The following is a 26,035-nucleotide window of genomic DNA, read 5'->3' as shown; positions in this document are numbered from 1 at the left end:
TCGGCTCTTCCACTGGCTCCAACACCCTCCCTCTCAGGCGGTGCAGGCTCCCAGCTTCGGCATGACGCAGTGAAAGCGTCAGTTCCTAAACTTTTCGGTTGTCCAGGTGCTTCCGCTTCCTCCCCCTCTCGGGAGCTCTAGGCGAAACGTCGCCTCCCGGCGACTCAGAAAACTTACAACACCGTCGGCTCTCGCCTCCTTCTGCCATAAGCCTGCTCGCTTTCGGGTTTCCCCTTGCGCGCAGTCCAAAAACATAACACCTCAGCCGCCCAGACCGCAAGAAATGGTGTCGCAGGCGACAGCGGAATTAGCCAAAGCCCCTGCAGCACAGTGCTGCTGACCAAATCGGTTGGCGCTTCTATGGTGCGGCCATGGGAAGGCATTTCAGCCAGGAGCAGCTGCGGGTTCGCCCCAGCTCCAAGGAAGAAGCAGTTGTGGCCAGCGCCCGAGAGCACTTCGAACGCACCTTGGTGCGGGTTCGCGGCGAACTGGTCGGCTCCGTCGCCGCACTGGAGCACCCCAACAAAAGTGCCGCCGCCAACTACGGCGAGGTGTTCCTGCGGGACAACGTGCCGGTGATGCTCTACCTGTGCTGGTGCAGGGGCGCTTCGAGATCGTGCGCAACTTCCTGACGGTGTGCCTCGATCTGCAGAGCAGCACCTACCAGACCCGGGGGGTGTTCCCCACCAGCTTCGTGGAACAAAACGGCGTGCTGGTCGCCGACTACGGACAGCGCTCGATCGGCCGGATCAGCTCGGTGGACGCCAGCCTCTAATGGCCGGTGCTGTGCTGGCTCTACGTGCAGCACAGCCGCGACGTGGAATTCGGCGCCAGCCAGAAGGTGCAACGGGGCGTGCAACTGCTGCTGGATCTGGTGTTGCACCCCACCTTTGAGGGCACCCCGGTGCTGTTCGTGCCCGACTGCGCCTTCATGATTGATCGCCCCATGGACGTGTGGGGCGCACCGCTGGAAGTGGAGGTGCTGTTGTTTGGCTGCCTGCGCAGCTGCTGCCAGTTGATGGAACTGGCCCAGACGGGCTCCATGAGCCGGCTGCTCGACCAACGGCTCGTGCTCACCCGCCAGTGGCTGCACGACTTGCGCTCCTTCCTGCTCAAGCATTACTGGGTGACCAGCAAAACCATGCAGGTGCTGCGGCGCCGACCCACCGAGCAATACGGAGACCAGCAACACGAAAACGAATTCAACGTGCAGCCCCAGGTGGTGCCGCCCTGGTTGCAGGACTGGCTGGAAAACCGCGGCGGCTACTTAGTCGGCAACATGCGCACCGGGCGACCCGACTTCCGCTTCTACAGCCTTGGCAATTCCCTGGGTTGCCTATTCGGCTTGCTGACAGCCCCCCAACAACGGGCCCTGTTCCGCCTGGTGCTGCACAACCGCCAACACCTCATGGCGCAGATGCCGATGCGGATCTGCCATCCGCCCATGGAGGTGGAGGAGTGGGCCGAAAAAACCGGATCGGATCCCAAAAACTGGCCCTGGAGCTACCACAACGGCGGTCACTGGCCCAGCTTGCTCTGGTATCTCGGCGGGGCGATCTTGCTGCACGAGCAGCGGCACCCGGCCGCCGACGTGCTGCTGATGGGCCAGATGAAGGCCATGCTCGAGGAGTGCTACTGGAGCCAACTCAACCAATTGCCCCGCCAGCAATGGGCCGAATACTTCGATGGGCCCACCGGCACCTGGGTGGGCCAGCAGGCCCGCACCTACCAGACCTGGACGATCGTGGGGTTCTTGCTGCTGCACCACATCCTGCGGGTCAAGCCCGAGGACGTGGCCCTGCTGGATCTCAATGCCAGTAGCGGCCTGATCTGAAACCAGCGGCGATCACCATCAAAAAAGCCGCGACCAGGGCCGCGGCTCAAATAAACCTTTTAGGACGGATCAGAACAGACCCAGGGTGAGCGACTTGTCGATAGGCAGGGCTGCGCCGATACCGAGGTAGATCGCGAACACGGTGCCGAACAGGAACACGCCCATGGCCACGGGACGGCGGAAGGGGTTCTGGAACTTGTTGAAGCTCTCGATGAAGGGCACCAACATCAGACCCAGGGGGATCATGGTCTGCAGGGCGATGCCGAGCAGCTTGTTGGGCACGACCCGCAGGATCTGGAACACCGGGTAGAGGTACCACTCGGGCAGGATCTCCAACGGAGTGGCGAAAGGATCGGCCTTGTCACCCAGCATGGCGGGGTCGAGCACGGCCAAACCGACCATGCAGCCGATGGTCCCGAGGATTACCACCGGGAACATGTAGAGCAGGTCGTTGGGCCAGGCGGGCTCACCGTAGTAGTTATGACCCATGCCCTTGGCGAGCTTGGCGCGCAGGCTGGGATCGGTGAGGTCGGGCTTCTTGAGGATGTGCATGGCGGGGTGCCGGGAGCAGGGATCTCTGAGGACAGTGAACGCAGACTAGAGGGGATGAACCGGCGGAGGAGACCGCCGAATCAATGGGTCACAAGGGACCGGAAATGCCCTGCTTCCGGATCATCAGGAAGTGCATGAGCATGAACACGGCCAGCAGCCAGGGCATCACGAAGGTGTGGAGGCTATAAAAGCGGGTGAGGGTCGATTGGCCAACGCTTTCACCACCGCGCAGCAGTTCCACCATGAAGTCGCCCACCACGGGCACGGCCGCTGGAACGCCAGACACAATCTTGACGGCCCAGTAGCCGAGCTGATCCCAGGGGAGGGAGTAGCCGGTGACGCCGAATGACACGGTGATGACGGCCATGGTGACGCCGGTGACCCAGGTGAGCTCGCGAGGGCGCTTGAAACCACCGGTGAGGTAGACGCGGAACACGTGCAGGATCAGCATCAGCACCATCATCGAGGCGCTCCAGCGATGCACCGAACGGATCAGCCAGCCGAAGCTGACGTCGGTCATCAGGTACTGGACCGAGGCGTAGGCCTCAGCCACCGTGGGCTTGTAATAGAAGGTCATCGCAAACCCAGTGGCGAACTGGATCAGGAAACAGACCAGCGTGATGCCGCCCAAGCAGTAAAAAATGTTGACGTGGGGCGGCACGTACTTGGCCGAGATGTCGTCGGCAATCGACTGGATCTCAAGGCGCTCCTCGAACCAGTTGTAAACCGGGTTCGCGGCCTGACCGGAGTTTCCAGCAGGTGTGTTCGCCATGCAGCTGGGTGGTTTGGTTGCGAGAGTCTACCGATCGCGCCGAGCCGCCCGTGAGTGCCCCGCACCCCAGCACCAGGCCTTCTCCACCCTTTGCAATGACCTTGAAGCCAGGCTGGTCATGGCTGTGGCGCCCGCTGCTGGGGGGGCTGCTGGTGCTGGCCCTGCTGACGGCCCCCGTCGGCGGGCTGCTGGCCCTGAGCGACACCCAGCAGCTGGTGGTGGATGCCTGGCGCCTGGTGAACCAGAGCTACGTCGATCCCACGCGTTTCGACCAGGTGCACTGGAAGCGGCTGCGCCAAAAAGCCCTGGAGCAACCAATCCAAAGCTCCGGCGACGCCTACGACGCCATTGAGGCGATGCTCACCCCCCTGGGCGATCCCTACACCCGGCTGCTGCGGCCCGACGACTACGCCACCCTGCGCTCCAACACCCAGGGCACGGTGACTGGCGTGGGGCTGCAGCTGGGGTTGCGCAGCGGTGACCAACAGATCGTGGTGATCGCCCCGCTGGACGGCTCGCCCGCCGCCGAAGCCCAGATCCCCAGCGGCGCCGAAGTGCTGCGGGTGAATGGCCAGGCCACCGCAGAGCTGGGACTGGAGCAAACGGCCGCCGCCCTGCGGGGGCCGTCTGGCTCCCGGGTGCTGGTGGAGCTGGATGTGGCCGGACAGGTGCGGGAGGCGGAACTGGAGCGCCGCCAGGTGGAATTGCGCCCCGTGCGCAGCAAGCGGCTGCGGGTGGGTGACCACACCCTTGGCTACCTGCGCATCACCCAGTTTTCCGAGCCGGTGCCGCAAGACGTGCAGGAAGCCCTGGCCGACCTCAACGGCAAAGACATCGAGGCGCTGATCCTGGATCTGCGCAACAACTCCGGCGGGTTGGTGAGTGCGGGCCTTGCCGTTGCCAACGATCTGCTCGATGGCACACCCATCGTTGAGACCCAGGATCGCGATGGGCTCAGCTCACCCCAGCAGGCCAGACCAGGCCGGCTCTACGACGGGCCCATGCTCACCTTGGTGAACGGCGGCACGGCGAGCGCCAGCGAAATCCTGGCGGGCGCCCTGCAGGACAACGGCCGCAGTGAGCTGGTGGGGTCGCGCACCTTCGGCAAGGGGCTGATCCAGACCCTGATCCCCCTGGGCGACACCAGCGGGCTGGCCGTGACCGTGGCCCGCTACCTCACCCCCAGCGGCCGGGACATCCAGAACCAGGGGATCGAACCCGATCTGGCCCTGCCCCAACCTGAGCCCCTCGATCCTGGCGGCGACGACGACGCCTGGCTGGAGCAGGCCGGCCGCTTACTGGCCAGTTGCCTGGAGGGCAACCTCTGACCATGGGGGAACGCACCTATCACGATCCCCTGCACGGGGCGATCCGCCTGGATGGGGCCGATCCGGCCGAAGCCCTGGCCATCGACCTGGTCGATACGGCCCCCTTCCAGCGCCTGCGCCGGGTGCGCCAGCTGGGGCCAGCCTTCCTGACCTTCCATGGCGCCGAATCCAGTCGCTTCACCCATTCGCTGGGGGTGTTGCACCTGGCCCGGCTGGCCCTGCAGCAGCTGGAGCGTCGCCATCCCGAACTGGCCGCCCAGCGGGGAGTGCTTTATGCCGCGGCCCTGCTCCACGACGTGGGCCATGGCCCCTTAAGCCACTCCGGCGAAGAAATGTATGGGCTGCATCACGAAGCCTGGTCGGGCCGCTTGATCCGGGAGCATCCGGCCCTGCGGGACCGCCTGGAGGCCCATGCACCAGGCACGGCCAGCGCCGTGGCCGATCTGCTCGAGCACGGCCGTTATGCCAACCCGGCCATCCAGGCCTTGGTGAGCAGCCAACTCGACTGCGACCGCCTCGACTACCTTCTGCGCGACAGCTACAGCACCGGCACCACCTATGGCCGGCTGGATCTGGAGCGGATCCTGGCCGCCTTCACCCTGGCCCCCGATGGCCAGCTGGCCCTCAGCCCCAAGGGGTTGATGGCCGTGGAGCACTACCTGGTGGTGCGCAATCTGATGTACCGCAGCGTTTACAACCACCGCCTCAATGTGGTGTGCAACTGGCTGCTGAACCAGGCCATCGCCACCGCCCGTCGGCTCGGGCCCGAGCGGGTGTGGGCCGATCGGGTGATGAACCGCTGGCTCTGGCACCCGAGCGAGCTCGATCTGCCGACCTTCCTGGCCAACGACGACATCCGCACCGGCTACCACCTGATGCGCTGGATGGAGGAGGGGCCGGCCGAGCTGCAGGATCCCTGCCGTCGACTGCTGGAGCGACGCCTGCTCAAGGCCACCGATGTGAGCCACTGTGAGCCGGCCCAGCGGCTGGAGCTGCTGGCGGCGGCGCGGCAGCTGAGCGAAGCGGAGGGCCTGAGTGCCGAAACCAGCTGCGGCCTGCAGCAGCGCCAAACCCGCGGCTATCACCCCTACAAAGGGGGGCTGCGGATCTGGGACGGCGAGCGCCTTCAGGCCCTGGAGCAACGCTCCACCCTGGTGCAAAGCCTCACCGTGCCGGTGGAGCTGGCCTGGCTGATCCATCCGGCGGAGGTGGCCCCTAAGTTGCGCCAATTGCTGGGCCGCTGAGCGGAGGTGCTGATGGACGCGGGATCACCTGGCGGAATGGAACCAGCTGGTGGCGCCGTGTTCACGGCAGACCGATCGGGCCAGGGGGCCCACCGGCTGGTGCTGCCAGCGCCCCAGGTGGATGCCGCCCTGGCCACCCCGGCGCTAGGTGGAGCCGCCAACCTGGTGCGCAGCGCCGTTGAGAGCGCAGCCCTGCTCGCCGATGGCCCCGTGCAAGGGGCGGTGATGCTCGATGCCCGATCCTGGCGCCTCGGCCTCAGCCAGCTCAGCGAAATCCAGGCCACCCTGGCCAGCCGGCAGCTGCAGCTGGTGGCCCTGACCAGCGGCCATCCCCACACCCATGTGGCCGCCGCCGGCCTGGGCCTTGAGAGCCACTGGCCCCATCCCCCCGGCAATGGGAACGGCGCTGCCCGTGAAGCCCCTGCCAGCGCCAGCGAGGCGGGGCTGCTGGTGCACCAGGGCACGCTGCGCTCCGGCGACCACCTACAAGCGGATGGAACGGTGCTGCTGCTGGGGGACGTGAACCCCGGAGCACGGATCTCCGCCGGCGGCCACGTGCTGGTGTGGGGCCGCCTGCGGGGCATCGCCCATGCCGGCTGCACAGGCAACAGCGAGGCCCGCATCGTGGCCCTGCAACTGCGCCCCCTGCAGCTGCGCATCGCCGCAGCGGTGGCCCGCGGGCCGGAGGGTTTGCCCCCGGCAGGGTTGGCCGAAGAGGCCCGGATTGTGGATGGAGCCATTCAGATCGACCCCGCCCAACCGACCTGGCCCCTCAGCGGTTGATCACCCCCAGACCGCCCAGCACACCGGCCACCGCCATAAACAAGATCGGTGAGAGGCGGGTGCGCAGCATCAGCACGCACACCACCAGCGACACCACCACGCCGGGAACATTCGTGTCGGCCGTGCGCAGAATCTTGAGCCCCACGGCAAACAGGATCCCCAGGGTGATCGGCCCCATCCCCCGCTCAAAGGCCACCCGCCAGGGGGAATGCTCCAGTCGCTTCCAGCTCAGGCAGGCCGCCACCATCAGCAGGGTGGAGGGCAGAAGGATGGCGGCTTCGGCGCCGTAGGCAGTGAGCAGGGCCCACAGCGGCCCCTCCCGCCAGCTGGCCCCGAGGCCCAGCAAGCCCACCAACATCGAACTCGGCCCGGGCGCCGCTTCGGCCAGGGCGTAGAGATCGGCGAACTGGGCATTGCTCAGCCAGCAGTACTGAGCCACGGCCAGGTGGTGGTATTCCGCCAGCAGGGTGTTGCCACCGCCAAGGGAAAACAGCGACAGCGACAAAAACTGCCAAAGCACCTGCAGCAGGGTGCCCAGGTCGGTGAGAGGGGCGGGTTCGCAGACGGCCGCCGCCGCAGCAAGCTCCAGGCTCATGGCGACGACGGGCGGCGCGGCCAATACCAGGCCATCGCCAATGGGCCGGCGACCAACACCACCGGAATCAGGCGAACGTGCAAGGCCGTGAGCGCCAGGAACACGCCGGCGGCCAGCAGCTGCGCAACCCGATCGTTCCAATACTGATCAAGAATCTTGAAGCCCATCGAGAGGGCCATGCCGGCCGCCGCGGCCACCACCCCCGCCAGCACCCGATCAACCGAAGGGATGTCGTGGAACTGGAAGTAGGCCAGGCCCACCGCCATCAACAGGGTGAAGGGCAGCAGCAACATCCCGGCCAGGGCAACCAGGGCACCGGTCAGGCCGTGGAAGTCGGCGCCGATGTACACAGCCATGTTGATTTGGTTGGGCCCAGGAAACAGCCGCGCCACAGTGAGACCCGTGAGGAATTGCTCGTTGGTCATCCAACGGCGCTGCTCCACCACAATCCGCTGGCTCCAAGCCGACAGCCCGCCGCCAAAGGCCGAGAGGGCCACCTGGAGCATGCCCCAGAACAACTGGACCAGGCTGGGGCGAGGGGCCAGTGGGCTGGGCGGGGCTGTTACTGCGGGCTCAGTCATGCACGAAATGGGGATCGGGCGGCAGTTCGCCCGCCTCATGGAGGCTGGGATCGAGCGGATCGGGGGCGTGATATTTCATTGCCGCCTCCCAATCGGCCTGGAATGTGGCGCGCAGCCGGGCCACCACCTCGGGGGCATCGGATTCGATGCCCAGCTCCCGGCGCAGGTCAAAGGCACTGCGATCGATGTTCATGGAGCCGGTCTGGGCGTAGGCCCCATCCACCAGCAGCAGCTTGGCGTGCAGTTTCAAGTGCTTCTGGCGCCGCACCTTCACGCCGAAGCGCTCCATCACCCGCAACGACGAAAACGTGTCGTAGATGTCCCAGTCGGAGATGCCGTGCTTACCGCCGCAGAGCAGGCGCACCTTCACGCCCCGCTCCCGGGCGGAAATGATCCGCTCGAGGATCACGGCATCCACAAATTTGGGGTGCTGGATCCAGAGCGTGGCGCGGGCCATGTCGATGATCCGAGCCATCTGTCCCCGGCTGTGCACGCTGCTCCACACCAGCCCCACGCTGAGGTCGGGGTGGAAAAAGGTGCGATTCCAGTCGGCTTCGAAACCGCCAATCACCTCTTCCACCACCGGGGTGGCATAGCTGACGATGCCGTAGTCGCGGGTTTGGGTGAAATATTTGTCGCTGAGGTTGAAGGTGGAGATCAACGCACAGCTGCGGTCCACCGCCAGCGACTTCTCATGGGTGACCGGGAAGGCCTCGCTGGTCCAGGCCACCGCGATGCCCCAGGCGCCAAGCCGTGCATGGGCCTCATCGTTCCAGCGGTCGCCGCCGGAGGTGTGGGGATTGAGCATCACCCGCACCTGCACCCCGCGCTGGTGGGCGCGCAGCAGTGCCTGCTCAATGGCCTCCGACTGGAGCTTGAACTGCTTGAGCCGCAGCGACTCCTGGGCCCCGTCGATCAGGGCCACCACGGCCTCAACGCCGTCGTCGGGCATCACCAGCAGCTGCTGGTGATGGTGTTGATAGTCCTGCGGTAGAGCCGGCTGCGGGTCCGTGAGCTCAGTCATCCCGACCGGGTGCCAGATCCACCCGTTGTAAACCCTGGTGGAGGGGCGGCAATGCCATCTAGAACACCTGCAACCCTGGATTTTGGCCTTAACCTGCCGGCAATCCAGCCTTCGCCGTGGCCGCTGCGTCAACCCGCTACATCCTGATCTGCTCCGGCAAAGGGGGCGTGGGCAAAACCACCCTCACCGCCAATCTCGGCATCGCCCTGGCCAAGCAGGGAGCACGCACCGCCGTGCTCGATGCCGACTTCGGCCTGCGCAACCTCGACTTACTGCTGGGGCTGGAAAACCGCATTGTGTACACCGCCCAGGAGGTGCTCTCGGAGAGCTGCCGACTGGAACAGGCCCTGGTGAAGCACAAGCAGGAACCCAATCTGGCGCTGCTGCCGGCGGGCAACCCCCGCATGCTCGATTGGCTCCAGCCCGACGACATGCAGAAGATTGCCGCCATGCTCGGCGAGCACTTCGACTACGTGCTGATCGATGCCCCCGCCGGCATTGAGGGCGGCTTCAAGAACGCCATGGCGGCAGCACGGGAGGCCATCGTGGTCACCACGCCGGAAGTATCGGCGGTGCGTGATGCCGACCGGGTGATTGGCCTGCTCAACAGCGAAGGGGTCAAGCCCATTCAGCTGGTGCTCAACCGGGTGCGGCCAAAGATGATGGCCAACCAGGAGATGCTCGCGGTGAGCGATGTCACCGACATCCTGGCCCTGCCCCTGCTGGGGCTGGTGCTGGAAGACGAGCAGGTGATCGTGAGCACCAACCGCGGCGAGCCCCTGACCCTCAATGGCAACGGCTCGCCGGCGGCGCGTGCCTACACCAATGTGGCCCGCCGCCTCCAGGGTGAAGACGTGCCCCTGATCGATCCGAGCAAGGAGCGCCAGGGCCTCCGGGCCAAGATCGGCCGCCTGATGCAAACCAAGATCTTCTGAAGCCGATGACCCTGCGTGATGTGATCAACAAACTGCTGGGCCGGCAACCCGCCAGCGCCAACACCGCCAAGGAGCGGCTGCAGCTGGTGCTGGCCCACGACCGCAGCGACCTCAACCCCGAGTTGTTGCAACAAATGCGGCGGGAGATCCTCGAGGTGGTGAGCCGCTACGTCGAAATTGACTTTGAGGAAGGGGATGTGACCCTCGAAACAGAAGACCGGGTGACGGCGCTGGTGGCCAACCTGCCGATCCGGCGCGCCAAGCTACCCTCTCCCACGGCTGACGCCGCTCTGGAGGCCAAAGTCGGCCCCTAAGGCCAAGCTGCCCAGTGTGGGAATCCTGGGGCAGATGCCCTTGGAATCCCGATGTCGTTGCCGATTCAGATGGCCAATGCGGAACTCACTCCCGCAGAACGGCGCGTGCTCCAGGAACTGGAACGGGGCCACAGCAACAAGGCCATTGCTGCAGCCCTGATCGTGAGCCCGCGCACGGTGGAAAGCCACATGTCGAGCCTGCTGGCCAAAACCGGCTGTCAAAGCCGCACCCAGCTGCTGCTCTGGGCCTTGGCCGAACGATAAAGTCGTCATTGGAGAGCGGATTTCTGCCTCCTAGGCCGGCTTAGCTCAGTGGTAGAGCAGCGCTTTTGTAAAGCGAAGGCCATCGGTTCAAATCCGTTAGCCGGCTCTTGGTAGACCACCCGTCCTGGAGGGTCGGCATGGTGGGAAGCCGCCGAATGGGCGAATCTGGATGGGCCGATTGGTTGTGCCTCTCTTGCCCATCCCCCTTTGGAGCCTTCTGGGCCTGGTCGCCCTGATCCTGCAGCTGGAATCCACCAGGGCCGTTCACGCCCAGGGGGCTACGCCAGTGGCAACTCCGGCCGTTAGCCCAAGCGATGCCAACGGCAAACCAGCCGCCGCCGGAGGGGGGCAAACCAGCGCCAAGGAGCAGGTTCTGCTCGACAAAATCCGACAACTCAAAGCCCCCCGCTGGAAAAGCTTCGGCAGCTGCCGCTACGACTGGAGTGCCTGGAGGGTGGCGGAGGGCGGCGTCCGCACCACCACCAGCATCTGTGGCGCGCCGGAGGTGACCAGCAAGGTAGCGGTGCACTGCGAGACCCTGCGGGTGAGTCATCAAGGCGCCCAGGGCGCCTGGGGGGAATGGCGGCTGCCGCTGTCGCAGGAGGAGTCGAAAAGCCAGGGCGGCGAAGACCTGATGGTGGCCCATCTCTGTGCCAACGCCAAACCGATCCCGGCCACGCCTGCAGCGCCAGCAGCCAGCCCGGCCAAGGGCAGCGCCAGCGCACCCCGCACCAAAACCCCTTAACCCGAAGGCTCGCTTAAGGCCCAACCGGGCGCCCGGCCAACAACCACAGCCCCAGAGCCAACAGCGCCCACGGCAGGAACGACAACTCCATTAGCACCGGCAGCAGGTGCAGCAGCGGCTGCATGAACCAGTGGAACGCCGCCACCGCCAGGAGCACCATCAGAGCAAGGGCGGCCATCAACTTGCGCTAGATCCCTGGTGGCAGTAGAGCACCGGCGCGCAGCACCTGCCACTGCCCCGTTTCCCCCCAGGCCAGCACCGTGCTGGCCTGGCCGCCAGCCATCGGCCATGGCAACGGCGCCAGACGGGGAACCTGAGGAAATTGCTGGGCAGCCTGCTCGGCAGTCGTGGCGGCCGGGCAACCGGAGAGATTGGCGCTGGTGGTGGCCAGGGGGCCCGAGAGCTGCAGCAGAGCCAGGGCTTCGGGGCTGGCCGGCAGGCGCAGGCCCAGGCTGGCGCCGCCAGGGTTCAAGGCTGCCGCCACTGGCCCGGTGGCCGGCAACACCAGGGTGACCGCACCAGGCCAGGCCCAGGCCGCCATCTCCAGCCAGGCGGGCTGCAGCGGCAACCCGAGCGCAGCCAGCAACAGCTCGGAGCTGGCTGCCATCAGGATCACGGGCTTATCGGGCGGGCGCTGCTTGAGGGTCCACAGCTGGTGGGCCTGGTTGGGGCACGCCGCCAGAGCCGGCAGGGTGTCGGTGGGAAACAACACCGCTGAGCCGCGCTGCAACTGATCGGCCAGAGCCGGGGCGGAGAGGGTTGGGGCTGGCAACGCCCTCGGTGCGGAATCAGACCCCATCGCCGGTGTGTCGTCAGGTGAGTCCATGGCGCGCTGAAGCAAAGCGTTGCTGGCCCTCCAGATCAACATGGGCCTGAACCTGCTCGAGCCCCGCTGCGGCCAGCAGAGCCATCACCGCCTCACTCTGGTCGTGATGGTGCTCCAACACCAGCAACCCGCCGGGCGCCAGGGCGGCGGCCGCCTCCTTTGCGATCGCGCGCAGGGCATCAAGCCCATCGGGGCCACCATCGAGGGCGAGGGCCGGCTCGTGATCCCGCACCACCGGATCCAAGCCAGCCCACACCGCCGTGGGGATGTAGGGAGGATTGCTCACCACCAGCTCCAACCCGCCCCACCAGGGGCGCAGGGGCTGCCACCAACTGCCCTGCAGGAGCTGCACCCGCTCGCTCACCCCGCCCCGCTCCAGATTGTGGGCCGCCTGCTGCAACGCCACGGCACTGCAATCAACGGCCATGCCGTGGCTGTGCGGCCAGGTCAGCGCCAATGCGAGGGCCAAGCAACCCGAACCGGTGCCGAGGTCGGCCCAACGGCCGGGGCAGGCCTGGCCCAGCAGCGCAAGGGCCAGCTCCACCAATAGCTCGGTTTCCTGCCGCGGAATCAGCACACCAGGAGCGACAGCAAGCTCCAGATCCCGCCACGGACAAAGGCCCACCAGATATTGCAGGGGCTCAGCGGTGTCGAGATGGCGTTGCCAGAGGGCCTCGAGCCGCGACAGCCCACAGGTCAGCCGCACCGGTTGCTGGGGAGAGAGCCTCAGCTGTTGCTGCTGCTGCCAGGAGAGACCACCGGCCAGGTCCACTAGCCAATCGAAGGTTGCGGGGGTACCCCCTAGGGCCAGTTGCCGCCGCCGCCAGGCCAACCACTGCTCACCATCGAGCTGCACCTGTTGCATGGATCGATGCTAGATCGGGCGCCAACACAGCCCCGGCTCAGCCCGCACCTGCCCCCGTAGCTCGAGGGCCAGCAGGCGGGCAGCCAGCACGGCCGCAGGCTGATCAAGCGCAAGGCAGAGCTGCTCCAGGGAGGCGCCGCGCCCTAGGGCCGAGACCAGAGCCGGATCCACCGTGCCCAGAGCCTGCGCCTGCGACGGAGGGAGTGCATCGGCCGGGGCCAAAGGGCCCGGCCCGAGCTGGCGGATCAGATCGGCGGGCTCCAGCAGCACCGTGGCGTCTTGAGCGAGCAGCCGATTGCTGCCCGCTGCTGAGGCTTTGCCGGCATCGGCTGGCACCACCCACAGCGGCAACTCCTGGCGCATCGCCAGGGTGGCCGAATGCAGGGCGCCGCTGCGCAGCGGGCACTCCACCACCACCACGGCCTGGGCGAGCCCCACCTGAAGACGATTGCGCGCCGCGAAATGGCCGGCCTGCACCGCCGTGCCCGCGGGCAACTCACTCACCAACAATCCTTCAGCGGCCACCTCGGCCTGGAGAGCCTCGTGATGGCGCGGATACACCCGCTCCAACGGGGTGCCCAGCACCGCCACGGGCCGGCCCCCGTGGGCCAGGCATCCCCGATGCACCGCCCCATCAATCCCCTCCGCCAGGCCACTCACCACCGGCCAGCCGGCCTGGGCCAGGGCCGCACCGATCGCCTCCGCCATGGCTTCGCCATGGCGGGACGGCCGGCGGGTGCCCACCACGGCGATGGCCTGCCGGCGATGCAACAGCGGCCACAGCCAGCCGCGCCCGCTCCAATGCAGCCGCAGGGGCGGGCGTTCCAAGTCGAGCAACGCTGGCGGGAAAGCGGGATCGGCGGGCAGCACCACCCGCCTGCCGCCGTGGAGCTGGTGGGCCAAGCGGGGCAAGGGATCAGGCCCCCAGTGGGTGCGGTAGCGCTCCAACTGACGGCAGCTGGCGGGGCCCAAGCCCGCCAGGGCCGCAAAGGCCTCCGTCGGCGAGGCCCAGGCCGCCGCCCAGCCGCAGAAGCTGTCGCGGATGGCCATCAATCGGCTCAAGCCGATACCCGGACACCCCGACCACAACAACCACCAGAGACGCTGCTCCCGATTCCAGCCTTGGCGATCGGCCGCCCTCAACAGCCCCAGACCCAGCCCCAGACCCAGCCCCCGAGCCCGACCCCGCCCCGCCATACCCGCTTTCAGTACAGATGTACTGATCCTAGAGCGGGCCGCGCTCCAGGGCTGCCACCGCGGCCTCCAAATCTGCCGGCAGCCGGCGCAGCAACCGGCGCTGGTCCGAGCCGGCCACCCCGGCCACCAGCACCAGGTCCACCTGCGCCTCGGCGGCCACACCCCCATCCGCCGCCACAAACCGGCTGCGCCAGGGCAACTTCAAACCACGACGCGGCAGCACCTCACTCCAGATCTGCACCACATCGCCGTGGAGCAGGGCCTGCTTGTAATCGATGCTCAACCGCACCACCGGCAACTCCAGCCCCTGGGCCGAGAGATCGCTGTAGGCCAGCCCCGCAGCCGCCAGGGCCTCCACCCGAGCCTCCTCAAGCCAGCCCAAATAGGCGCCATGCCACATCACGCCCGCGTGATCAGTGTGCTGGGGCAGCACCCGCCGCTCCAGCAACCATCCGGCCAAGGCCTTCATGGCTGGAACCCCCGCAACCCGGCCCGACCATCACGGTCTGCACAGCAGACGACAGGGCTCCAGGGATCGGCCATAGGCTTGCGGAGAGCCTGCTTCATTGAGTCGTCCCCGTGTTTCGCAACGTTTTAATCGCCGATTCCGGCAAGGGCCATGTGGAGGAGATGGTGCGCATGCTGCGCGACATCCCCGCCGTTCGCCAGGCCCGGATCAACCTGTTGCACGTGGTGCCTGAGCAGGCGGGCGAGAGCTTCACCGAACACTCCCAACAGGCCGCCGCCATCGCTGCGGACGCCGTGCAGCGCATGGGTCTCAACCCCAGCGAGGTGAACACGATCATTCGCCAGGGCGACACCAAGCAGACCGTTCTGAAGGTGGCCGATCAACTCGACAGCGATCTGATCGTGATGGGCTCCCGCGGCATGAGCCGGCTGCAAGCGATTCTCAGCAACAGCGCCAGCCAATACGTCTTTCAATTGTCGACCCGGCCGATGCTGTTGGTGCGCGACGACCTCTACGTGCGCCACATCAACCGGCTGATGGTGACCATCGATGGCACCGGCGTGGGGGATGACGCCCTCAAGCTGGCCTGTGAACTGGTGCGTGAGATCCCGGGTGGCAGCCTCACCGGGGTGCATGTCACCCGCCAAGACATCACCCCCTCACGGGGGGGCAAATCCCCCGCCGATGAGGTGCTCGAAAAGGCAACCCAACGGGCCCGGGGCTACGGCGTGGAACTGAAGGCGCTGCATCGCAGCGGCGATGTGGGACGCACCGTGTGTGCTGCGGCCGAAGAACTCAAGGCCGACCTGCTGGTCATCGCCTCCCAGGACCGACGACCTGTGGTGGCCCGGGGGCTGGTCGACATCGACCGCCTGTTGGGCAGCTCGGTGAGTGACTACATCCGGGTGCACGCCCCGGCACCGGTGCTGCTGGTGCGCGAACCGGAAGGGCGCCGCTAAAGAGCCCTTCCGCCCTCCGGGCTCAGCCCCCCTGACGGCTGTTGGTCTGGATGTACAGGATGATCAAAAAGACCGCGGGAACCAGAACGAACAGCAGGCTGGCAACAAAGCCGAGATCGTTGGTTTCCATGGCTGAAAGGGAAGTTCTGGGAGGGTATCACCGCCAAATGGGCGGGTTTCAGGAGGCTTCATCGCTCGTTGCGGTTGGCCCCTGCTCCTCTGGCTCCCCATCGTCGTCTTCCAGCTCCGGTGGAGTGGGCCAGGCCGTGGGGCCGGGGGGCAGAGGCCGGGCCAGAGCTGCCTCCAGCAGAGCGTCCTGATCCGCCAACCCCACCTGGGGACGCGTCAGCACCAGCAATGAGTCCTGCACCAGGGCCTGGCAGGCCAGCCGCCAGTTCTGGGGACGCCGCTTCAGCTTCAGGTCTTCCACAGGGGTGCGGCCGCTCAGCACCTGGCTGCCCGTTCCCTCTGGAATGGCCACAAAGCAGGTGATGCACTGGCCGCACCCCCCACAGTTGCCCAGGGTTCCCTTGAGCCCATAGAGCTGAATTCCCTCGCGCAGCGCCACCTCCCGCAAGTTTTCACCGGGGTAGCACTCCACGTCACGCCCCTCGCGCACAAACCGGATGACGGGCATGGGAAACGAGCTGCTGCGATCTCCATTGTGGGTCAGGCCGTTGCGGTCCGTTACCTCGGCCGCGCGGTGGCCTGGGCTCCCCTTACGATCGCCCAACCCACCCAGAACTACCCCCCATGGGATTGCCCTGGTATCGGGTGCACACGGTCGTGATCAACGACCCGGGCCGACTGCTCGCCGTGCACCTCATGCACACCGCCCTGGTTGCCGGCTGGGCCGGCTCCATGGCGCTCTATGAGCTCGCCATCTTTGACCCCTCCGACCCGGTGCTCAACCCGATGTGGCGCCAGGGCATGTTTGTCATGCCCTTCATGGCCCGTCTCGGCGTAACCGGCAGCTGGGGTGGCTGGAGCATCACCGGAGAAACCGGAGTCGATCCCGGCTTCTGGAGTTTCGAAGGTGTGGCTGCTGCCCACATCATTTTCAGCGGCCTGCTCTTCCTGGCCGCCATCTGGCACTGGACCTACTGGGATCTCGAGATCTGGCAAGACCCCCGCACCGGGGAGCCGGCCCTCGATCTTCCCAAGATCTTTGGCATCCACCTGCTGCTTGCCGGCCTCGCCTGCTTTGGCTTCGGCGCCTTCCACCTCACCGGTGTGTTTGGCCCAGGCATGTGGGTCAGCGACCCCTATGGAATCACCGGACATCTAGAACCGGTGCAACCCTCGTGGGGTCCTGAAGGCTTCAACCCCTTCAACCCTGGCGGCATCGTGGCCCACCACATCGCCGCCGGCATTGTGGGCATCATCGCTGGCATCTTCCACATCACCACCCGTCCGCCAGAGCGCCTCTACAAGGCCCTGCGCATGGGCAACATCGAAACCGTGCTGGCGTCGGCCATCGCCGCGGTGTTCTTTGCTGCCTTCATCGTGGCCGGCACGATGTGGTACGGCGCTGCCGCCACCCCGATCGAGCTGTTCGGCCCCACCCGTTATCAGTGGGACCAGGGCTATTTCAAGGCGGAAATCAACCGCCGCGTGCAAACGGCCCTGGACAACGGCGCTACCAAGGAGCAGGCCTACGCGTCGATTCCTGAGAAACTCGCCTTCTTCGACTACGTGGGCAACAGCCCTGCCAAGGGCGGTCTGTTCCGCGTCGGCCCGATGGTGAATGGTGATGGCCTGCCCACCAGCTGGATCGGCCACATTTCTTTCACCGACAAGGACGGCCGCGACCTTGAAGTGCGCCGTCTGCCCAACTTCTTTGAGAACTTCCCTGTGGTTCTTCAGGACCAGGAAGGCATCGTGCGAGCCGACATCCCCTTCCGTCGGGCTGAAGCCAAGTACTCCTTCGAGCAAACGGGCGTCACCGCCACCGTTTATGGCGGTGCTCTGAACGGTCAGACCTTCACCGATCCCGCCGACGTCAAGCGGCTGGCCCGCAAGGCCCAGCTGGGTGAAGCCTTCGAGTTCGATCGCGAGACCTACCACTCGGACGGCACCTTCCGCAGCTCACCCCGCGGCTGGTTCACCTTCGGCCACGCCACCTTCGCGTTGCTGTTCTTCTTCGGCCACATCTGGCACGGCGCCCGCACCCTCTACCGAGATGTGTTCGCCGGCATTGATCCGGATCTTGGTGAGCAGGTGGAATTCGGTCTGTTCCAGAAACTGGGCGACAAGTCCACCCGTCGTCTGCCAGAGGGCTACGTGCCCCCTGCCGGCACGACGACCCTCAGCTGACCGCCAGAACCCTCGAGGACATCCATGGAAAGCTTCGCTTACATCCTGATCCTGGCTCTGGCCATTTCCACGCTTTTCTTTGCCATCGCCTTTCGCGATCCCCCGAAGATCGGCAAATAATTGGCCATCTCTGAGCCAAGCCCCTGCCCCGGCAGGGGCTTTTTTGTTGCCGCAAACAGAAAAGCAGGCCTTTCCAAATGAAAAAACGCTGTCTAAACTTGAGAAACACGCCCGGACGTTCGGGGATGCAATGCCCCTCTTGCCAACACACCGACAGCCGGGTGCTCGAGTCTCGGGCAGCCGACAGCGGGCGCAGTGTGCGACGACGGCGTGAATGCCTCAATTGCGAATTTCGTTTCACCACCTATGAACGGGTGGAAACGGTGCCCATCACCGTGGTGAAGCGCAACTCCAGCCGGGAAACCTTCAACCGGGCCAAATTGCTGCACGGTGTGCTGCGGGCCTGCGAAAAAACCGGCCTTGAGCCCGCACGACTGGAAGGGGTGGTCGACGAAATCGAGTTGCAGCTGCAACAGCGCAGCGGGCGCGAGGTGACCAGTGGCGAAATCGGCGAGCTGGTGCTGCAACATCTCAGCGAGATGAGCGAAGTGGCCTACGTCCGCTTTGCGTCGGTGTATCGGCAATTCCAGGGGATCAGCGACTTTGTCGCCACCCTTGAAGGCCTGCACAAACGCAGCGGTAGCCACCTGCGCGGCCAGCCGAGCCTGGCGGCCATCGGCTGAGCACGTCGCCAAGCCAGCCTGATCACGTCACCAACCGGGGCCGCTCACGTTGGTACAGTGACGGATCGGACTGTGTCTGCTGGCGGGCAGATCGTCCAATCCTTCGCACTGCCCTCGGCAGGCCGCCAACCTTCCATGACCGTGACCCCTTCCGACGCCACCACTGAAGCGCTCAGCACGCCATCGCTCAGCAGCGACGCTGTCAGTGCCGAGGCCGACCTCGATCTCGCCGCTGAGACGGCCGACGATCTCGACCTGGCCATTCCGGAAGAGGTTCCCACCGCCGACGACCCCAGCAGCCGCGCCGCATCCCGCAACGACGTCGATGGCGTGGGCTTCACGCTCGATGAATTTGCGTCGCTGCTGAGCAAGTACGACTACAACTTCAAGCCCGGCGACGTCGTTAACGGCACCGTGTTTGCCCTCGAGTCGAAGGGCGCCATGATCGACATCGGCGCCAAGACAGCCGCCTTCATGCCCCTGCAGGAGGTGTCGATCAACCGGGTCGAGGGCCTGAGCGACGTGCTCCAGCCCGGGGAGATCCGGGAGTTCTTCATCATGAGTGAGGAGAACGAGGACGGCCAGCTCTCGCTCTCCATTCGCCGCATTGAGTACCAGCGGGCCTGGGAGCGGGTGCGTCAGCTGCAGAAGGAAGACGCCACCATTTACAGCGAAGTGTTTGCCACCAACCGCGGTGGTGCGCTGGTGCGGGTGGAAGGTCTGCGCGGCTTCATCCCCGGCAGCCACATCAGCACCCGCAAGGCGAAGGAAGAGCTGGTGGCCGACTTCCTGCCCCTCAAGTTTCTGGAGGTGGACGAGGAGCGCAACCGCCTGGTGCTCAGCCATCGCCGCGCCCTGGTGGAGCGCAAGATGAACCGCCTCGAGGTGGGCGAAGTGGTGCTGGGCACCGTGCGCGGCATCAAGCCCTACGGCGCCTTCATCGACATCGGTGGCGTCAGCGGCCTGCTGCACATCTCCGAGATCAGCCACGAGCACATCGAGACGCCGCACACGGTGCTCAACGTGAACGATCAGATGAAGGTGATGATCATCGACCTCGACGCCGAGCGGGGCCGCATCTCCCTGTCCACCAAGGCCCTCGAGCCAGAGCCCGGCGACATGCTCACCGATCCCCAGAAGGTGTTTGAGAAGGCCGAGGAGATGGCCGCCCGCTACAAGCAGATGCTGCTGGAGCAAGCCGAAGACAACGAGCCGATGGGCGTCACCCTCGACTGAGGGCTCGACCCCCCTCGATTCTCCGATGGCACAACTGCTCCTGCGGGGCCAGATCCTGGCTGATGCCACCGGCCATCCCCACCAGATCGACGCGGTGCTGTTCGACAAGGACGGCACCCTCTCGATCAGTGAGCCCATGCTCCATGCCCTGGCTTCGGCCAGGGTTTTTCATGCCCGCAGGTTGCTGCAGCAACGCCATCCGGAACTGCCGACTACCCAGACCGACGCGCTGACTGACCTGCTGCAGCGCGCCTATGGGCTGAGCGAGCAGTCCATCCACCCCGCTGGCGCCACGGCCGTCGGCTCCCGGGCCCACAACCTGATCTCCACCGCCACGGCCCTGGCCCTGGTCGGGCTGGGTTGGCCCGAGGCGCTCGAGCTCAGCGAAGCCATCTTCGCGGCCACCGATGGCCTGCATGGGCAGGGCAGCCAGCATCAGCCGATCGCCACCGACGGGCTGCACACCCTGGTGGAGGCTTTAGGCGAAGCCGCGGTGGCCTGCGCGGTGATCAGCAACGATGACAGCCCGGGCATCGAGGCGTTCCTGGCCAGTCAGGAGCTCAGCTCCCGTTTTCAGGGGTTGTGGAGCGCCGACCACAGCCCCCGCAAGCCCGACCCGGCCGCGGTGCAAGCCCTCTGCGCCGCCCTCGGCGTGGCGGTGGAGCGCTGCGCCTTGATCGGCGATGCCAACAGTGACCTGCGCATGGCCCGGCAAGCGGGGGTGCCGGTTGTGCTCGGCTATGGGGCGGGTTGGACCGTGGCCCCACCGCTCGATCCCAGCTTTGCTTGCCTAAGCCATTGGAATGAGCTGAAGGTGCAGACAACCAGCGCATAGGCTGGCCTCACGTTGATCAAGGCCGGATGAGCCGCTACGTTTTCACCTCCGAATCCGTCACCGAAGGGCACCCCGACAAAATCTGCGACCAGGTGAGCGATGCGGTACTCGACGCCCTGCTCGCCCAAGATCCGGCCTCGCGGGTGGCCTGCGAGACCGTGGTGAACACGGGCCTCTGCCTGATCACCGGCGAAGTCACCACCAACGCCCGGGTCGACTTCAACACCCTGGTGCGGGGCGTGATCAACCAGATCGGCTACAGCGGAGCCCGCGCCGGTGGCTTCGATGCCCACAGCTGCGCCGTGCTGGTGGCCCTGGATCAACAATCGCCCGACATCGCCCAGGGGGTGAACGAGGCCGACGACCACGACGGTGACCCACTGGATCTGGTGGGGGCAGGCGACCAGGGGATCATGTTTGGCTACGCCTGCAACGAGACGCCGGAGCTGATGCCCCTGCCGATCAGCCTGGCCCACAGGCTGGCGAGGCGCCTGGCGGAAGTGCGCCACAACGGCACGCTCGGCTACCTGCTGCCTGACGGCAAAACTCAGGTGAGCGTGGTGTACGAAAACGATCAGCCCGTGGCGATCGACACGATCCTGATCTCCACCCAGCACACCGCCGAGATCGATGGCATCTCGGAGGAGAAGGCCATGCGGGAGCGCATCGCCGCCGACCTCTGGCAGCACGTGGTGGAGCCCGCCACCGCCGATCTGAGCCTCAAACCCAGCCAGGCTGACACCCGTTTCCTGGTGAACCCCACCGGCAAATTCGTGGTGGGCGGCCCCCAGGGCGATGCTGGCCTCACCGGCCGCAAAATCATCGTCGACACCTACGGCGGCTACGCACGCCACGGCGGCGGGGCCTTCTCCGGCAAGGACCCCACCAAGGTGGATCGCTCCGCCGCCTATGCCGCCCGCTATGTGGCCAAAGCCCTGGTGGCCGCGGGCCTGGCCCGCAAGGTGGAAGTGCAGCTGAGCTACGCCATCGGCGTGGCCAAGCCCGTGAGCATCCTGGTGGAGAGCTTCGGCACCGGCGCGATCAGCAACGCCGACCTCACCGCCCTGGTGCAGGAGCATTTCGACCTGCGCCCCGGCGCCATCATCGAAACCTTCGGTCTGCGCCAGCTGCCCCAGCAGCGTGGCGGCCGCTTCTACCAAGATGTAGCCGCTTACGGCCACTTCGGCCGCAGCGACCTCAATCTGCCCTGGGAAAACGTGGAGGCGATCGCCGCCACCCTGAAGCAGGCAACCGCCGCCCAGGTCGCGGCCTGACACCGTTGACCAGCCAGCGATGACGACGCTGGCGCTGGGGGTGGATCTTGGCAGCAGCGGGCTGCGGATCGCCCTGGTCGAACCTGGCGGCGCAGCGTTGCGGGAAGAGACCAGCCCCTACCCCACCCGCCTCGAAGACCCCTGGAGCTGGGTGAACGGCCTGGTGCTGCTCTGCGCCCGGCTGCCATCCGCCCTGCGCAGCCGGGTGGAGGCTATCGCCATCGCCGGGACCTCCGGCACCCTGCTGCTGTGCCGCCCCGATGGCCAGCCGGCCCCAGGGGCCCTGGGCCTAGCCCTGCCCTATCACCGCTGCTGCGCCGGGCAAGCCCCAGCCGCTGCGGCCCTTGCCGCTGGAGGCCCGGCCGCCAGTGCCAGCGGCAGCCTGGCCCGGGCCCTGCACCTGCTGGCCGAGGCTGAGCACAGCGGCGCAGCGGGGCCCTGGCTGCTGCGTCACCAGGCCGACTGGCTGATGGGCTGGCTGCTGGGCAACTGGCGCCGGGGTGAGGAAGGCAACAACCTGCGACTGGGCTGGGATCTGCAGCGACAGCGCTGGAGTGGGGCGATCGCCGAGCAGCCGTGGGCATCCGCTCTGCCGGAGATCTGCGCCAGCGGCGCCTGCCTGGGCCCGTTGGCCCCGGCTGCCGCCGCCGCCCTGGGCCTGCCGCCCAGCGCCCAAGTGGTGGCCGGCAGCACCGACGCCAATGCCGGCGTACTTGCGGTGGAGCCCCGCAGTAGCGATGGCATCACCGTGCTCGGCACCACCCTGGTGCTCAAGCAGTTCAGCCCCAAGCCGATTGAGGGGGAGGGGATCAGCTGCCACCGCGTCGCCGGACGCTGGCTGGTGGGCGGTGCCTCCAATGCTGGAGCGGGCATCCTGCGGCGCTTTTTCAGCGACGGGCAAATCGCCGAACTCAGCCGTCAGATCGATCCCAGCCAGCCTACGGGGCTGCAGCTGCGCCCTTTGCCGGCCCGCGGGGAGCGCTTTCCGGTGGACGATCCCAACCTGCAGCCGGTGCTCGAGCCCCGCCCGATCAGCGATGGGCGCTACCTCCAGGCCCTGCTGGAGGGGCTCACCGCCATCGAGCAGGCTGGCTGGCAGCGCTTGCGCGCAGCCGGCGCACCGCCCCTGGAGCGAGTGATCACCCTGGGGGGTGGTGCCCGAAACCCCCAGTGGCGCCAGCTGCGGCAGCAGAGCCTGGGGGTTCCGGTGCTGAACCGCCCTGGGCTGTCCGCGGCCCTCGGCATGGCCAGACTGGCAGCAACCATTCTTCCCCCGCCATGAACGACCGCCTGCGCTCGGTGATCTCGATGGGGGTGTTCGTGGTGCTGGCGGGGTATGTGAGCTTCAGTGCCATTCGCCTGGGCATCCTGCTCTGGCAGCGCTTCGGAGCCGGCTGACGCCAGAATCCGGCCACACCCCCGCTGCGCAGCGCCATGGCCGCCGACCCCCTCACCCCCGCCGTGAGCGATCGGATCTGCAAACACATGAACGACGACCACGCCGAAGCGGTGGTCGCCTACGCCCGCCATTACGCCGGCATCGAGGCCGCCACGGCGGCACGCATGGTTGCCGTGGGGCCGGAGGCGATGCAGCTGGAGGTGGATGGCCAGATGGTGGAGGTGCGCTTCGAGCACACCCTCAGCGACAGCGACGACGCGCACCGCACCCTGGTGGCCATGCTGCGGGCCATGCCCCGCTAGGGCGTGGGAATCCTGCAGCCAGTGCCGCGTCCACCCGCCATGGCTGCCTGGCCCACCGGCCCCTCCCCCCTGGCCGCAGGGTTGCTCCGGCTGTTGCCCCTGCACTGGATCGCCCAACCGCCCAAGCTGCGCGCCGATCTAGCCGCGGCATTGCCACCGGGCGGATTCCAGGGCGCCGGGCCCCTGCGCTGGTGGGCGGCGGGCCTGTATGAAGGCGCTGTGCGCCGGCAACTGCTGGAGCTACGCAAACATCCACAGCCACCCCTGGTGGGGGTGTTGGTGGAGCACCTGGCCGACGCCCTTGCTGCCGAAGCCTGGGAGCAGCCGCCACTGCTGGTGCCGATCCCCAGCTGGAAACAACGGGCGAACCCCCTGCCGGGTCTGCTGGGCCGGGCCCTGAGCTGGCGGCTGGGTTGGCAGCAGTCGCCCCTGCTCGAACGCAGTCGGGCGGTGCTGGGCCAGCACCACCTGGGCCGCGAGCTGCGCTGGGCCAACCAGGCCGGTGCCTTCCGCTGCGTCGCCCCCGAAACCTTGCGGCGCCGGCCCCGCCCACCGGTGCTGCTGATCGACGACATCCTCACCACAGGCGCCACCGCCTGCGCCGCCGCATCGGCCCTGCGTGAGCAGGGGTGGTGCGTGGCCGGCATGGCCTGCCTGGCCCGCACCCCCTGGCAGCGCCGTGATCTAAGATCCAAAAGTCGCTACGGCGACAGGCCGGGATAGCTCAGTTGGTAGAGCAGGCGATTGAAAATCGCCGTGTCCCCAGTTCAAATCTGGGTCCTGGCATTGTTCGACTGGCTGCGGCCCAGGCGCGTTTTCCTAACACCATGCGCGAGCCACCAGCAGACTCCAATCGGCTGTTCAACAACGCCGACAGCTTTGCCCAGGCCTTCGATGAAGCCTGGAAGCAGCACGAGCAACGCGACCCCCACCATGGCCTCGACCCCGCAGCCAAAGTTGAGCTGATGCTGGAACGCCTGGCCGAGCACCCCTTCCTGCAGAACGACCCCACCCTGGCCCGCCAGGTGGCGGGTTTCCGGCTAAGGCTCTTAGGGCTGACGGGGCTGAGCCAGTAGCTTCAGGCGCGGAGGCACGGTCTGGCGTGATGGAGAGCTCACTGGAGCGGTTGGTGCGGATGCTGAGCGGTGGCTTCAGCAACCAGGAGCAGGCTTTCGAGAACCCGCCCCTCTACGCCCACATCCTGGTCAAGTTTCGTCCGCTTCCCCAACTGGAGCCGGGTTCCTTGCTGCTCGAGCAGAGCTACGCGATCAACCCTGCGGCGCCCTACCGCACTCGGGTGCTGCGGGCCGAGCGTCAGGGGGATCAGCTGATCATCCGCAACCAGTCCCTGGTGGACGACCAACGCTTCTGGGGTGCAGTGGAGGATGCCGAACGCCGCAGCCTGATCCAAGCGGAGGATCTACGGCCCCTCGAGGGATGTGCCTACGTGGTGCGGGAAGAGGGTGATGGCTTTGTGGGTGAGGTGGAGCCGGGCTGCCGTTGCCTGGTGGACCGCAAAGGGACCACCTCCTACCTGGTGAGCCGCCTCGAGCTGCATCGCGATAACATGCGCACCATCGACCGCGGCCACGACCCAGTGACCCACGAGCACCTCTGGGGCTCGCTGCCAGGGCCCTTTGAATTCACCCGCACCGACGACTACAGCACCGAGATCCCCGACAGCTGGAGGGAAGCCTTCAGCCGCTGAACCAGCGAAGGCATCAACCCCTCAGGCACTCAGCTCATCGAGGAACGGCTGTTCCTCGGCAAACAGGGGCTCATCGGCAAAGGCCTGCTCCGCGTCATCGAGAAATGGATCCTCGCTGGGGGGCTCCTCCATCACGGCCTCCTCTTCCATGGGCGCAACGGCGGGGACTACTGCAGGAGCAATGGAGCGCAGGTGGCGGGCCGCCCCCGTGCTCTCCAGCCCGCTAAGCAGGCCCTCCAACTGAGCCAGGCGATCCTCCGTTTCACCGAGCCGCAGCTCCGTGTCTTCGGCCACCACCCCGAAACCGGAAGCGGAGCCATCCAGCAACGGCTCCACCTTCAACTCCTGCGCCACCAGTCGCTCCTCCAGCTCGAGCAGCCGGAAGGTGAGGGTTTCAGCCACCTCAGAAAGGGTCTGCAGCTGGTTGGCCAGCCGCTGGGTGAAGTCTGCAACCTTTAGATCAACAGACATAACCAGTGCCGATGGGATGGGCGGATGGTATCGGCGCAGCCCGTGAGCGCTAGGTCCAGACGGACCAGAGCCTGCCGCGCAGTATTTGCAACGATTCACAAAGCCTTGTGAACCAGTCAAACAAGACAAAGGGGCGCCCCCCCATGACAGATGCAAAGCGACCAAACCAATGCGCATGCAAAGCGGTGCTTGCAAGCCAATTCGCATTGGCCAGGGAATGCCTCAAAAGCTCGGGTCATTGCTCGATCGCAAGCTGCCCCCTCTGCCAGGAAAGTTGACGCCTCTCCAACCCGACCACTTTTTTCACCAGGGGGCTTGATGGAGCAGGGCAATGCGTCGTTACAGCGAGGCCTTTAAGGCTGATGTGAGGAGGCGTATGACTCCGCCGAACCGCCAGAGCGTTTCCCAGATTTCAGCAGAGCTGGGCATTCACGTGGCCAGCCTCTACAACTGGAGAAAGGCCT

33 protein-coding genes, 2 tRNA genes and 1 pseudogene are annotated in these 26,035 nt (G+C 66.4%); 23 read left to right on the top strand and 13 right to left on the bottom strand.

Features of this window, described 5'->3' with window-relative positions; translation table 11 throughout:
- Positions 1 to 371: 371 nt before the first annotated feature.
- Positions 372 to 1,834: pseudogene (locus CJZ78_RS12235) on the top strand (glycoside hydrolase 100 family protein).
- Positions 1,835 to 1,903: 69 nt separating this feature from the next.
- On the opposite strand, the gene petD reads toward CJZ78_RS12235, so the two are convergent.
- Together petD and petB are read right to left on the bottom strand one after the other, a co-directional pair.
- Positions 1,904 to 2,386, bottom strand: a complete 483-nt coding sequence (gene petD / locus CJZ78_RS12230; protein ID WP_094561598.1) for a cytochrome b6-f complex subunit IV — start codon at positions 2,384 to 2,386, stop codon at positions 1,904 to 1,906.
- Between the two features lie 88 nt (positions 2,387 to 2,474).
- Entirely contained in the window at positions 2,475 to 3,158 is a 684-nt protein-coding gene (gene petB / locus CJZ78_RS12225) for a cytochrome b6 (protein WP_094561597.1), read from the bottom strand.
- Positions 3,159 to 3,253: 95 nt separating this feature from the next.
- On the opposite strand from petB, the gene ctpZ reads away from it, so the two are divergent.
- Genes ctpZ through minC form a run of 3 tightly spaced genes read left to right on the top strand, consistent with a single transcriptional unit; the run spans position 3,254 to position 6,513 of the window.
- A complete protein-coding gene (gene ctpZ, locus CJZ78_RS12220) occupies positions 3,254 to 4,486 on the top strand; it encodes a carboxyl-terminal processing protease CtpZ (RefSeq protein WP_094561596.1) in 1,233 nt (410 codons plus the stop codon).
- A 2-nt stretch (positions 4,487 to 4,488) separates the two neighbouring features.
- Complete coding sequence (locus CJZ78_RS12215; RefSeq protein ID WP_094561595.1) at positions 4,489 to 5,730, top strand: HD domain-containing protein; 1,242 nt, start codon at positions 4,489 to 4,491, stop codon at positions 5,728 to 5,730.
- A 36-nt stretch (positions 5,731 to 5,766) separates the two neighbouring features.
- The gene (gene minC / locus CJZ78_RS12210; protein ID WP_233128777.1) at positions 5,767 to 6,513 is read left to right on the top strand and encodes a septum site-determining protein MinC; all 747 of its coding nucleotides are present in this window, start codon (positions 5,767 to 5,769) and stop codon (positions 6,511 to 6,513) included.
- Here the strand turns inward: minC and CJZ78_RS12205 are convergent.
- From CJZ78_RS12205 to CJZ78_RS12195, 3 genes are read right to left on the bottom strand one after another with little or no spacing between them, the layout of a single operon-like run.
- Complete coding sequence (locus CJZ78_RS12205) at positions 6,503 to 7,108, bottom strand: chromate transporter (protein WP_094561594.1); 606 nt, start codon at positions 7,106 to 7,108, stop codon at positions 6,503 to 6,505. The two genes, minC and CJZ78_RS12205, sit on opposite strands and share 11 nt — an antisense overlap.
- Positions 7,105 to 7,689: a chromate transporter gene (locus CJZ78_RS12200; protein WP_233128776.1), complete on the bottom strand. Its 585-nt coding sequence runs from the start codon at positions 7,687 to 7,689 to the stop codon at positions 7,105 to 7,107. Before CJZ78_RS12200 ends, CJZ78_RS12205 begins: the two co-directional genes overlap by 4 nt.
- Positions 7,682 to 8,713, bottom strand: coding sequence for a phospholipase D-like domain-containing protein (locus CJZ78_RS12195; protein WP_094561593.1), 1,032 nt, complete (start codon positions 8,711 to 8,713; stop codon positions 7,682 to 7,684). The genes CJZ78_RS12200 and CJZ78_RS12195 overlap by 8 nt, the downstream gene beginning before the upstream one ends.
- Before the next feature lie 116 nt (positions 8,714 to 8,829).
- On the opposite strand from CJZ78_RS12195, the gene minD reads away from it, so the two are divergent.
- The 5 genes from minD (at position 8,830) to CJZ78_RS12170 (ending at position 10,971) form a co-directional block, all read left to right on the top strand.
- Entirely contained in the window at positions 8,830 to 9,648 is an 819-nt protein-coding gene (gene minD / locus CJZ78_RS12190; protein WP_094561592.1) for a septum site-determining protein MinD, read from the top strand.
- A 5-nt stretch (positions 9,649 to 9,653) separates the two neighbouring features.
- A complete protein-coding gene (minE, locus tag CJZ78_RS12185; RefSeq protein ID WP_094561591.1) occupies positions 9,654 to 9,962 on the top strand; it encodes a cell division topological specificity factor MinE in 309 nt (102 codons plus the stop codon).
- Positions 9,963 to 10,013: 51 nt separating this feature from the next.
- A complete protein-coding gene (locus CJZ78_RS12180) occupies positions 10,014 to 10,226 on the top strand; it encodes a response regulator transcription factor (RefSeq protein ID WP_094561590.1) in 213 nt (70 codons plus the stop codon).
- A 34-nt stretch (positions 10,227 to 10,260) separates the two neighbouring features.
- Positions 10,261 to 10,332 (top strand) — tRNA-Thr (locus tag CJZ78_RS12175).
- Between the two features lie 87 nt (positions 10,333 to 10,419).
- The gene (locus CJZ78_RS12170) at positions 10,420 to 10,971 is read left to right on the top strand and encodes a hypothetical protein (RefSeq protein WP_143592920.1); all 552 of its coding nucleotides are present in this window, start codon (positions 10,420 to 10,422) and stop codon (positions 10,969 to 10,971) included.
- Between the two features lie 13 nt (positions 10,972 to 10,984).
- On the opposite strand, the gene CJZ78_RS14245 is transcribed toward CJZ78_RS12170, so the two are convergent.
- The 5 genes from CJZ78_RS14245 to CJZ78_RS12150 all read right to left on the bottom strand — a co-directional run bounded on the left by CJZ78_RS14245 (position 10,985) and on the right by CJZ78_RS12150 (position 14,328).
- Complete coding sequence (locus CJZ78_RS14245) at positions 10,985 to 11,149, bottom strand: hypothetical protein (protein WP_198953903.1); 165 nt, start codon at positions 11,147 to 11,149, stop codon at positions 10,985 to 10,987.
- A 9-nt stretch (positions 11,150 to 11,158) separates the two neighbouring features.
- Complete coding sequence (locus CJZ78_RS12165) at positions 11,159 to 11,743, bottom strand: Sua5/YciO/YrdC/YwlC family protein (protein ID WP_233128775.1); 585 nt, start codon at positions 11,741 to 11,743, stop codon at positions 11,159 to 11,161.
- Between the two features lie 40 nt (positions 11,744 to 11,783).
- The gene (prmC, locus tag CJZ78_RS12160; protein WP_094561587.1) at positions 11,784 to 12,662 is read right to left on the bottom strand and encodes a peptide chain release factor N(5)-glutamine methyltransferase; all 879 of its coding nucleotides are present in this window, start codon (positions 12,660 to 12,662) and stop codon (positions 11,784 to 11,786) included.
- Positions 12,663 to 12,671: 9 nt separating this feature from the next.
- Positions 12,672 to 13,712: a DNA-processing protein DprA gene (locus tag CJZ78_RS12155; protein ID WP_233128774.1), complete on the bottom strand. Its 1,041-nt coding sequence runs from the start codon at positions 13,710 to 13,712 to the stop codon at positions 12,672 to 12,674.
- A 175-nt stretch (positions 13,713 to 13,887) separates the two neighbouring features.
- Complete coding sequence (locus tag CJZ78_RS12150) at positions 13,888 to 14,328, bottom strand: acyl-CoA thioesterase (RefSeq protein WP_094561585.1); 441 nt, start codon at positions 14,326 to 14,328, stop codon at positions 13,888 to 13,890.
- Positions 14,329 to 14,438: 110 nt separating this feature from the next.
- Here CJZ78_RS12150 and CJZ78_RS12145 point away from each other — a divergent pair, with 110 nt between their 5' ends.
- Positions 14,439 to 15,287, top strand: coding sequence for a universal stress protein (locus tag CJZ78_RS12145; RefSeq protein WP_094561584.1), 849 nt, complete (start codon positions 14,439 to 14,441; stop codon positions 15,285 to 15,287).
- Positions 15,288 to 15,309: 22 nt separating this feature from the next.
- Here the strand turns inward: CJZ78_RS12145 and psbM are convergent, their stop codons facing one another.
- Positions 15,310 to 15,417: a photosystem II reaction center protein PsbM gene (psbM, locus tag CJZ78_RS12140; protein WP_015109223.1), complete on the bottom strand. Its 108-nt coding sequence runs from the start codon at positions 15,415 to 15,417 to the stop codon at positions 15,310 to 15,312.
- Between the two features lie 48 nt (positions 15,418 to 15,465).
- Positions 15,466 to 15,924: a 2Fe-2S iron-sulfur cluster-binding protein gene (locus CJZ78_RS12135; RefSeq protein WP_094561599.1), complete on the bottom strand. Its 459-nt coding sequence runs from the start codon at positions 15,922 to 15,924 to the stop codon at positions 15,466 to 15,468.
- Between the two features lie 116 nt (positions 15,925 to 16,040).
- Between CJZ78_RS12135 and psbB the strand changes: the two genes are divergently transcribed.
- From psbB to CJZ78_RS12075, 12 genes are all read left to right on the top strand, one after another.
- Complete coding sequence (gene psbB, locus CJZ78_RS12130; protein ID WP_094561583.1) at positions 16,041 to 17,603, top strand: photosystem II chlorophyll-binding protein CP47; 1,563 nt, start codon at positions 16,041 to 16,043, stop codon at positions 17,601 to 17,603.
- Between the two features lie 24 nt (positions 17,604 to 17,627).
- Positions 17,628 to 17,723 carry a photosystem II reaction center protein T gene (locus tag CJZ78_RS12125; RefSeq protein WP_010314684.1) on the top strand — a complete coding sequence of 32 codons (96 nt, stop codon included), beginning with the start codon at positions 17,628 to 17,630 and terminating at the stop codon, positions 17,721 to 17,723.
- Positions 17,724 to 17,848: 125 nt separating this feature from the next.
- Entirely contained in the window at positions 17,849 to 18,346 is a 498-nt protein-coding gene (gene nrdR / locus CJZ78_RS12120; RefSeq protein WP_094561582.1) for a transcriptional regulator NrdR, read from the top strand.
- 135 nt (positions 18,347 to 18,481) lie between these two features.
- Positions 18,482 to 19,582, top strand: coding sequence for a 30S ribosomal protein S1 (locus CJZ78_RS12115; RefSeq protein WP_094561581.1), 1,101 nt, complete (start codon positions 18,482 to 18,484; stop codon positions 19,580 to 19,582).
- Between the two features lie 25 nt (positions 19,583 to 19,607).
- Positions 19,608 to 20,417 carry an HAD family hydrolase gene (locus CJZ78_RS12110; RefSeq protein WP_094561580.1) on the top strand — a complete coding sequence of 270 codons (810 nt, stop codon included), beginning with the start codon at positions 19,608 to 19,610 and terminating at the stop codon, positions 20,415 to 20,417.
- 26 nt (positions 20,418 to 20,443) lie between these two features.
- Positions 20,444 to 21,691 (top strand): methionine adenosyltransferase, encoded by a 1,248-nt coding sequence (gene metK / locus CJZ78_RS12105; RefSeq protein ID WP_094561579.1) that lies wholly within the window; start codon positions 20,444 to 20,446, stop codon positions 21,689 to 21,691.
- A gap of 19 nt (positions 21,692 to 21,710) precedes the next feature.
- Positions 21,711 to 22,973, top strand: coding sequence for an FGGY-family carbohydrate kinase (locus CJZ78_RS12100; protein ID WP_094561578.1), 1,263 nt, complete (start codon positions 21,711 to 21,713; stop codon positions 22,971 to 22,973).
- A 152-nt stretch (positions 22,974 to 23,125) separates the two neighbouring features.
- Entirely contained in the window at positions 23,126 to 23,392 is a 267-nt protein-coding gene (locus CJZ78_RS12095) for a DUF2470 domain-containing protein (protein WP_094561577.1), read from the top strand.
- Between the two features lie 39 nt (positions 23,393 to 23,431).
- Positions 23,432 to 24,115 carry a ComF family protein gene (locus CJZ78_RS12090; RefSeq protein ID WP_094561576.1) on the top strand — a complete coding sequence of 228 codons (684 nt, stop codon included), beginning with the start codon at positions 23,432 to 23,434 and terminating at the stop codon, positions 24,113 to 24,115.
- Positions 24,106 to 24,178 (top strand) — tRNA-Phe (locus tag CJZ78_RS12085). Before CJZ78_RS12090 ends, CJZ78_RS12085 begins: the two co-directional genes overlap by 10 nt.
- 41 nt (positions 24,179 to 24,219) lie before the next feature.
- Entirely contained in the window at positions 24,220 to 24,468 is a 249-nt protein-coding gene (locus tag CJZ78_RS12080; RefSeq protein WP_094561575.1) for a hypothetical protein, read from the top strand.
- Positions 24,469 to 24,497: 29 nt separating this feature from the next.
- Positions 24,498 to 25,100 carry a chromophore lyase CpcT/CpeT gene (locus CJZ78_RS12075; RefSeq protein WP_094561574.1) on the top strand — a complete coding sequence of 201 codons (603 nt, stop codon included), beginning with the start codon at positions 24,498 to 24,500 and terminating at the stop codon, positions 25,098 to 25,100.
- Between the two features lie 21 nt (positions 25,101 to 25,121).
- On the opposite strand, the gene CJZ78_RS12070 is transcribed toward CJZ78_RS12075, so the two are convergent.
- The gene (locus CJZ78_RS12070) at positions 25,122 to 25,571 is read right to left on the bottom strand and encodes a hypothetical protein (RefSeq protein WP_094561573.1); all 450 of its coding nucleotides are present in this window, start codon (positions 25,569 to 25,571) and stop codon (positions 25,122 to 25,124) included.
- A 331-nt stretch (positions 25,572 to 25,902) separates the two neighbouring features.
- Here CJZ78_RS12070 and CJZ78_RS12065 point away from each other — a divergent pair.
- A partial coding sequence (locus tag CJZ78_RS12065) for a transposase (protein WP_143592842.1) occupies positions 25,903 to 26,035 on the top strand: 133 nt, incomplete at its 3' end.

This window comes from Synechococcus sp. 8F6, assembly GCF_002252665.1.
Classification (GTDB): Bacteria; Cyanobacteriota; Cyanobacteriia; order PCC-6307; family Cyanobiaceae; genus Cyanobium_A.
The sequence above is the reverse complement of the archived record's forward strand: the minus strand, read 5'-3'. Positions and strand labels throughout refer to the sequence as shown.

Coding starts and splice junctions, on each gene's coding strand:
- petD (WP_094561598.1), bottom strand. CDS start 2,386: ATGCACATCCTCAAGAAGCCCGACCTCACCGATCCCAGCCTGCGCGCC.
- petB (WP_094561597.1), bottom strand. CDS start 3,158: ATGGCGAACACACCTGCTGGAAACTCCGGTCAGGCCGCGAACCCGGTT.
- ctpZ (WP_094561596.1), top strand. CDS start 3,254: ATGACCTTGAAGCCAGGCTGGTCATGGCTGTGGCGCCCGCTGCTGGGG.
- CJZ78_RS12215 (WP_094561595.1), top strand. CDS start 4,489: ATGGGGGAACGCACCTATCACGATCCCCTGCACGGGGCGATCCGCCTG.
- minC (WP_233128777.1), top strand. CDS start 5,767: ATGGAACCAGCTGGTGGCGCCGTGTTCACGGCAGACCGATCGGGCCAG.
- CJZ78_RS12205 (WP_094561594.1), bottom strand. CDS start 7,108: ATGAGCCTGGAGCTTGCTGCGGCGGCGGCCGTCTGCGAACCCGCCCCT.
- CJZ78_RS12200 (WP_233128776.1), bottom strand. CDS start 7,689: ATGACTGAGCCCGCAGTAACAGCCCCGCCCAGCCCACTGGCCCCTCGC.
- CJZ78_RS12195 (WP_094561593.1), bottom strand. CDS start 8,713: ATGACTGAGCTCACGGACCCGCAGCCGGCTCTACCGCAGGACTATCAA.
- minE (WP_094561591.1), top strand. CDS start 9,654: ATGACCCTGCGTGATGTGATCAACAAACTGCTGGGCCGGCAACCCGCC.
- CJZ78_RS12180 (WP_094561590.1), top strand. CDS start 10,014: ATGTCGTTGCCGATTCAGATGGCCAATGCGGAACTCACTCCCGCAGAA.
- CJZ78_RS14245 (WP_198953903.1), bottom strand. CDS start 11,149: ATGGCCGCCCTTGCTCTGATGGTGCTCCTGGCGGTGGCGGCGTTCCAC.
- prmC (WP_094561587.1), bottom strand. CDS start 12,662: ATGCAACAGGTGCAGCTCGATGGTGAGCAGTGGTTGGCCTGGCGGCGG.
- CJZ78_RS12155 (WP_233128774.1), bottom strand. CDS start 13,712: ATGGCCATCCGCGACAGCTTCTGCGGCTGGGCGGCGGCCTGGGCCTCG.
- CJZ78_RS12150 (WP_094561585.1), bottom strand. CDS start 14,328: ATGAAGGCCTTGGCCGGATGGTTGCTGGAGCGGCGGGTGCTGCCCCAG.
- psbM (WP_015109223.1), bottom strand. CDS start 15,417: ATGGAAACCAACGATCTCGGCTTTGTTGCCAGCCTGCTGTTCGTTCTG.
- CJZ78_RS12135 (WP_094561599.1), bottom strand. CDS start 15,924: ATGCCCGTCATCCGGTTTGTGCGCGAGGGGCGTGACGTGGAGTGCTAC.
- psbB (WP_094561583.1), top strand. CDS start 16,041: ATGGGATTGCCCTGGTATCGGGTGCACACGGTCGTGATCAACGACCCG.
- CJZ78_RS12125 (WP_010314684.1), top strand. CDS start 17,628: ATGGAAAGCTTCGCTTACATCCTGATCCTGGCTCTGGCCATTTCCACG.
- nrdR (WP_094561582.1), top strand. CDS start 17,849: ATGCAATGCCCCTCTTGCCAACACACCGACAGCCGGGTGCTCGAGTCT.
- CJZ78_RS12115 (WP_094561581.1), top strand. CDS start 18,482: ATGACCGTGACCCCTTCCGACGCCACCACTGAAGCGCTCAGCACGCCA.
- CJZ78_RS12110 (WP_094561580.1), top strand. CDS start 19,608: ATGGCACAACTGCTCCTGCGGGGCCAGATCCTGGCTGATGCCACCGGC.
- metK (WP_094561579.1), top strand. CDS start 20,444: ATGAGCCGCTACGTTTTCACCTCCGAATCCGTCACCGAAGGGCACCCC.
- CJZ78_RS12100 (WP_094561578.1), top strand. CDS start 21,711: ATGACGACGCTGGCGCTGGGGGTGGATCTTGGCAGCAGCGGGCTGCGG.
- CJZ78_RS12095 (WP_094561577.1), top strand. CDS start 23,126: ATGGCCGCCGACCCCCTCACCCCCGCCGTGAGCGATCGGATCTGCAAA.
- CJZ78_RS12090 (WP_094561576.1), top strand. CDS start 23,432: ATGGCTGCCTGGCCCACCGGCCCCTCCCCCCTGGCCGCAGGGTTGCTC.
- CJZ78_RS12080 (WP_094561575.1), top strand. CDS start 24,220: ATGCGCGAGCCACCAGCAGACTCCAATCGGCTGTTCAACAACGCCGAC.
- CJZ78_RS12075 (WP_094561574.1), top strand. CDS start 24,498: ATGGAGAGCTCACTGGAGCGGTTGGTGCGGATGCTGAGCGGTGGCTTC.
- CJZ78_RS12070 (WP_094561573.1), bottom strand. CDS start 25,571: ATGTCTGTTGATCTAAAGGTTGCAGACTTCACCCAGCGGCTGGCCAAC.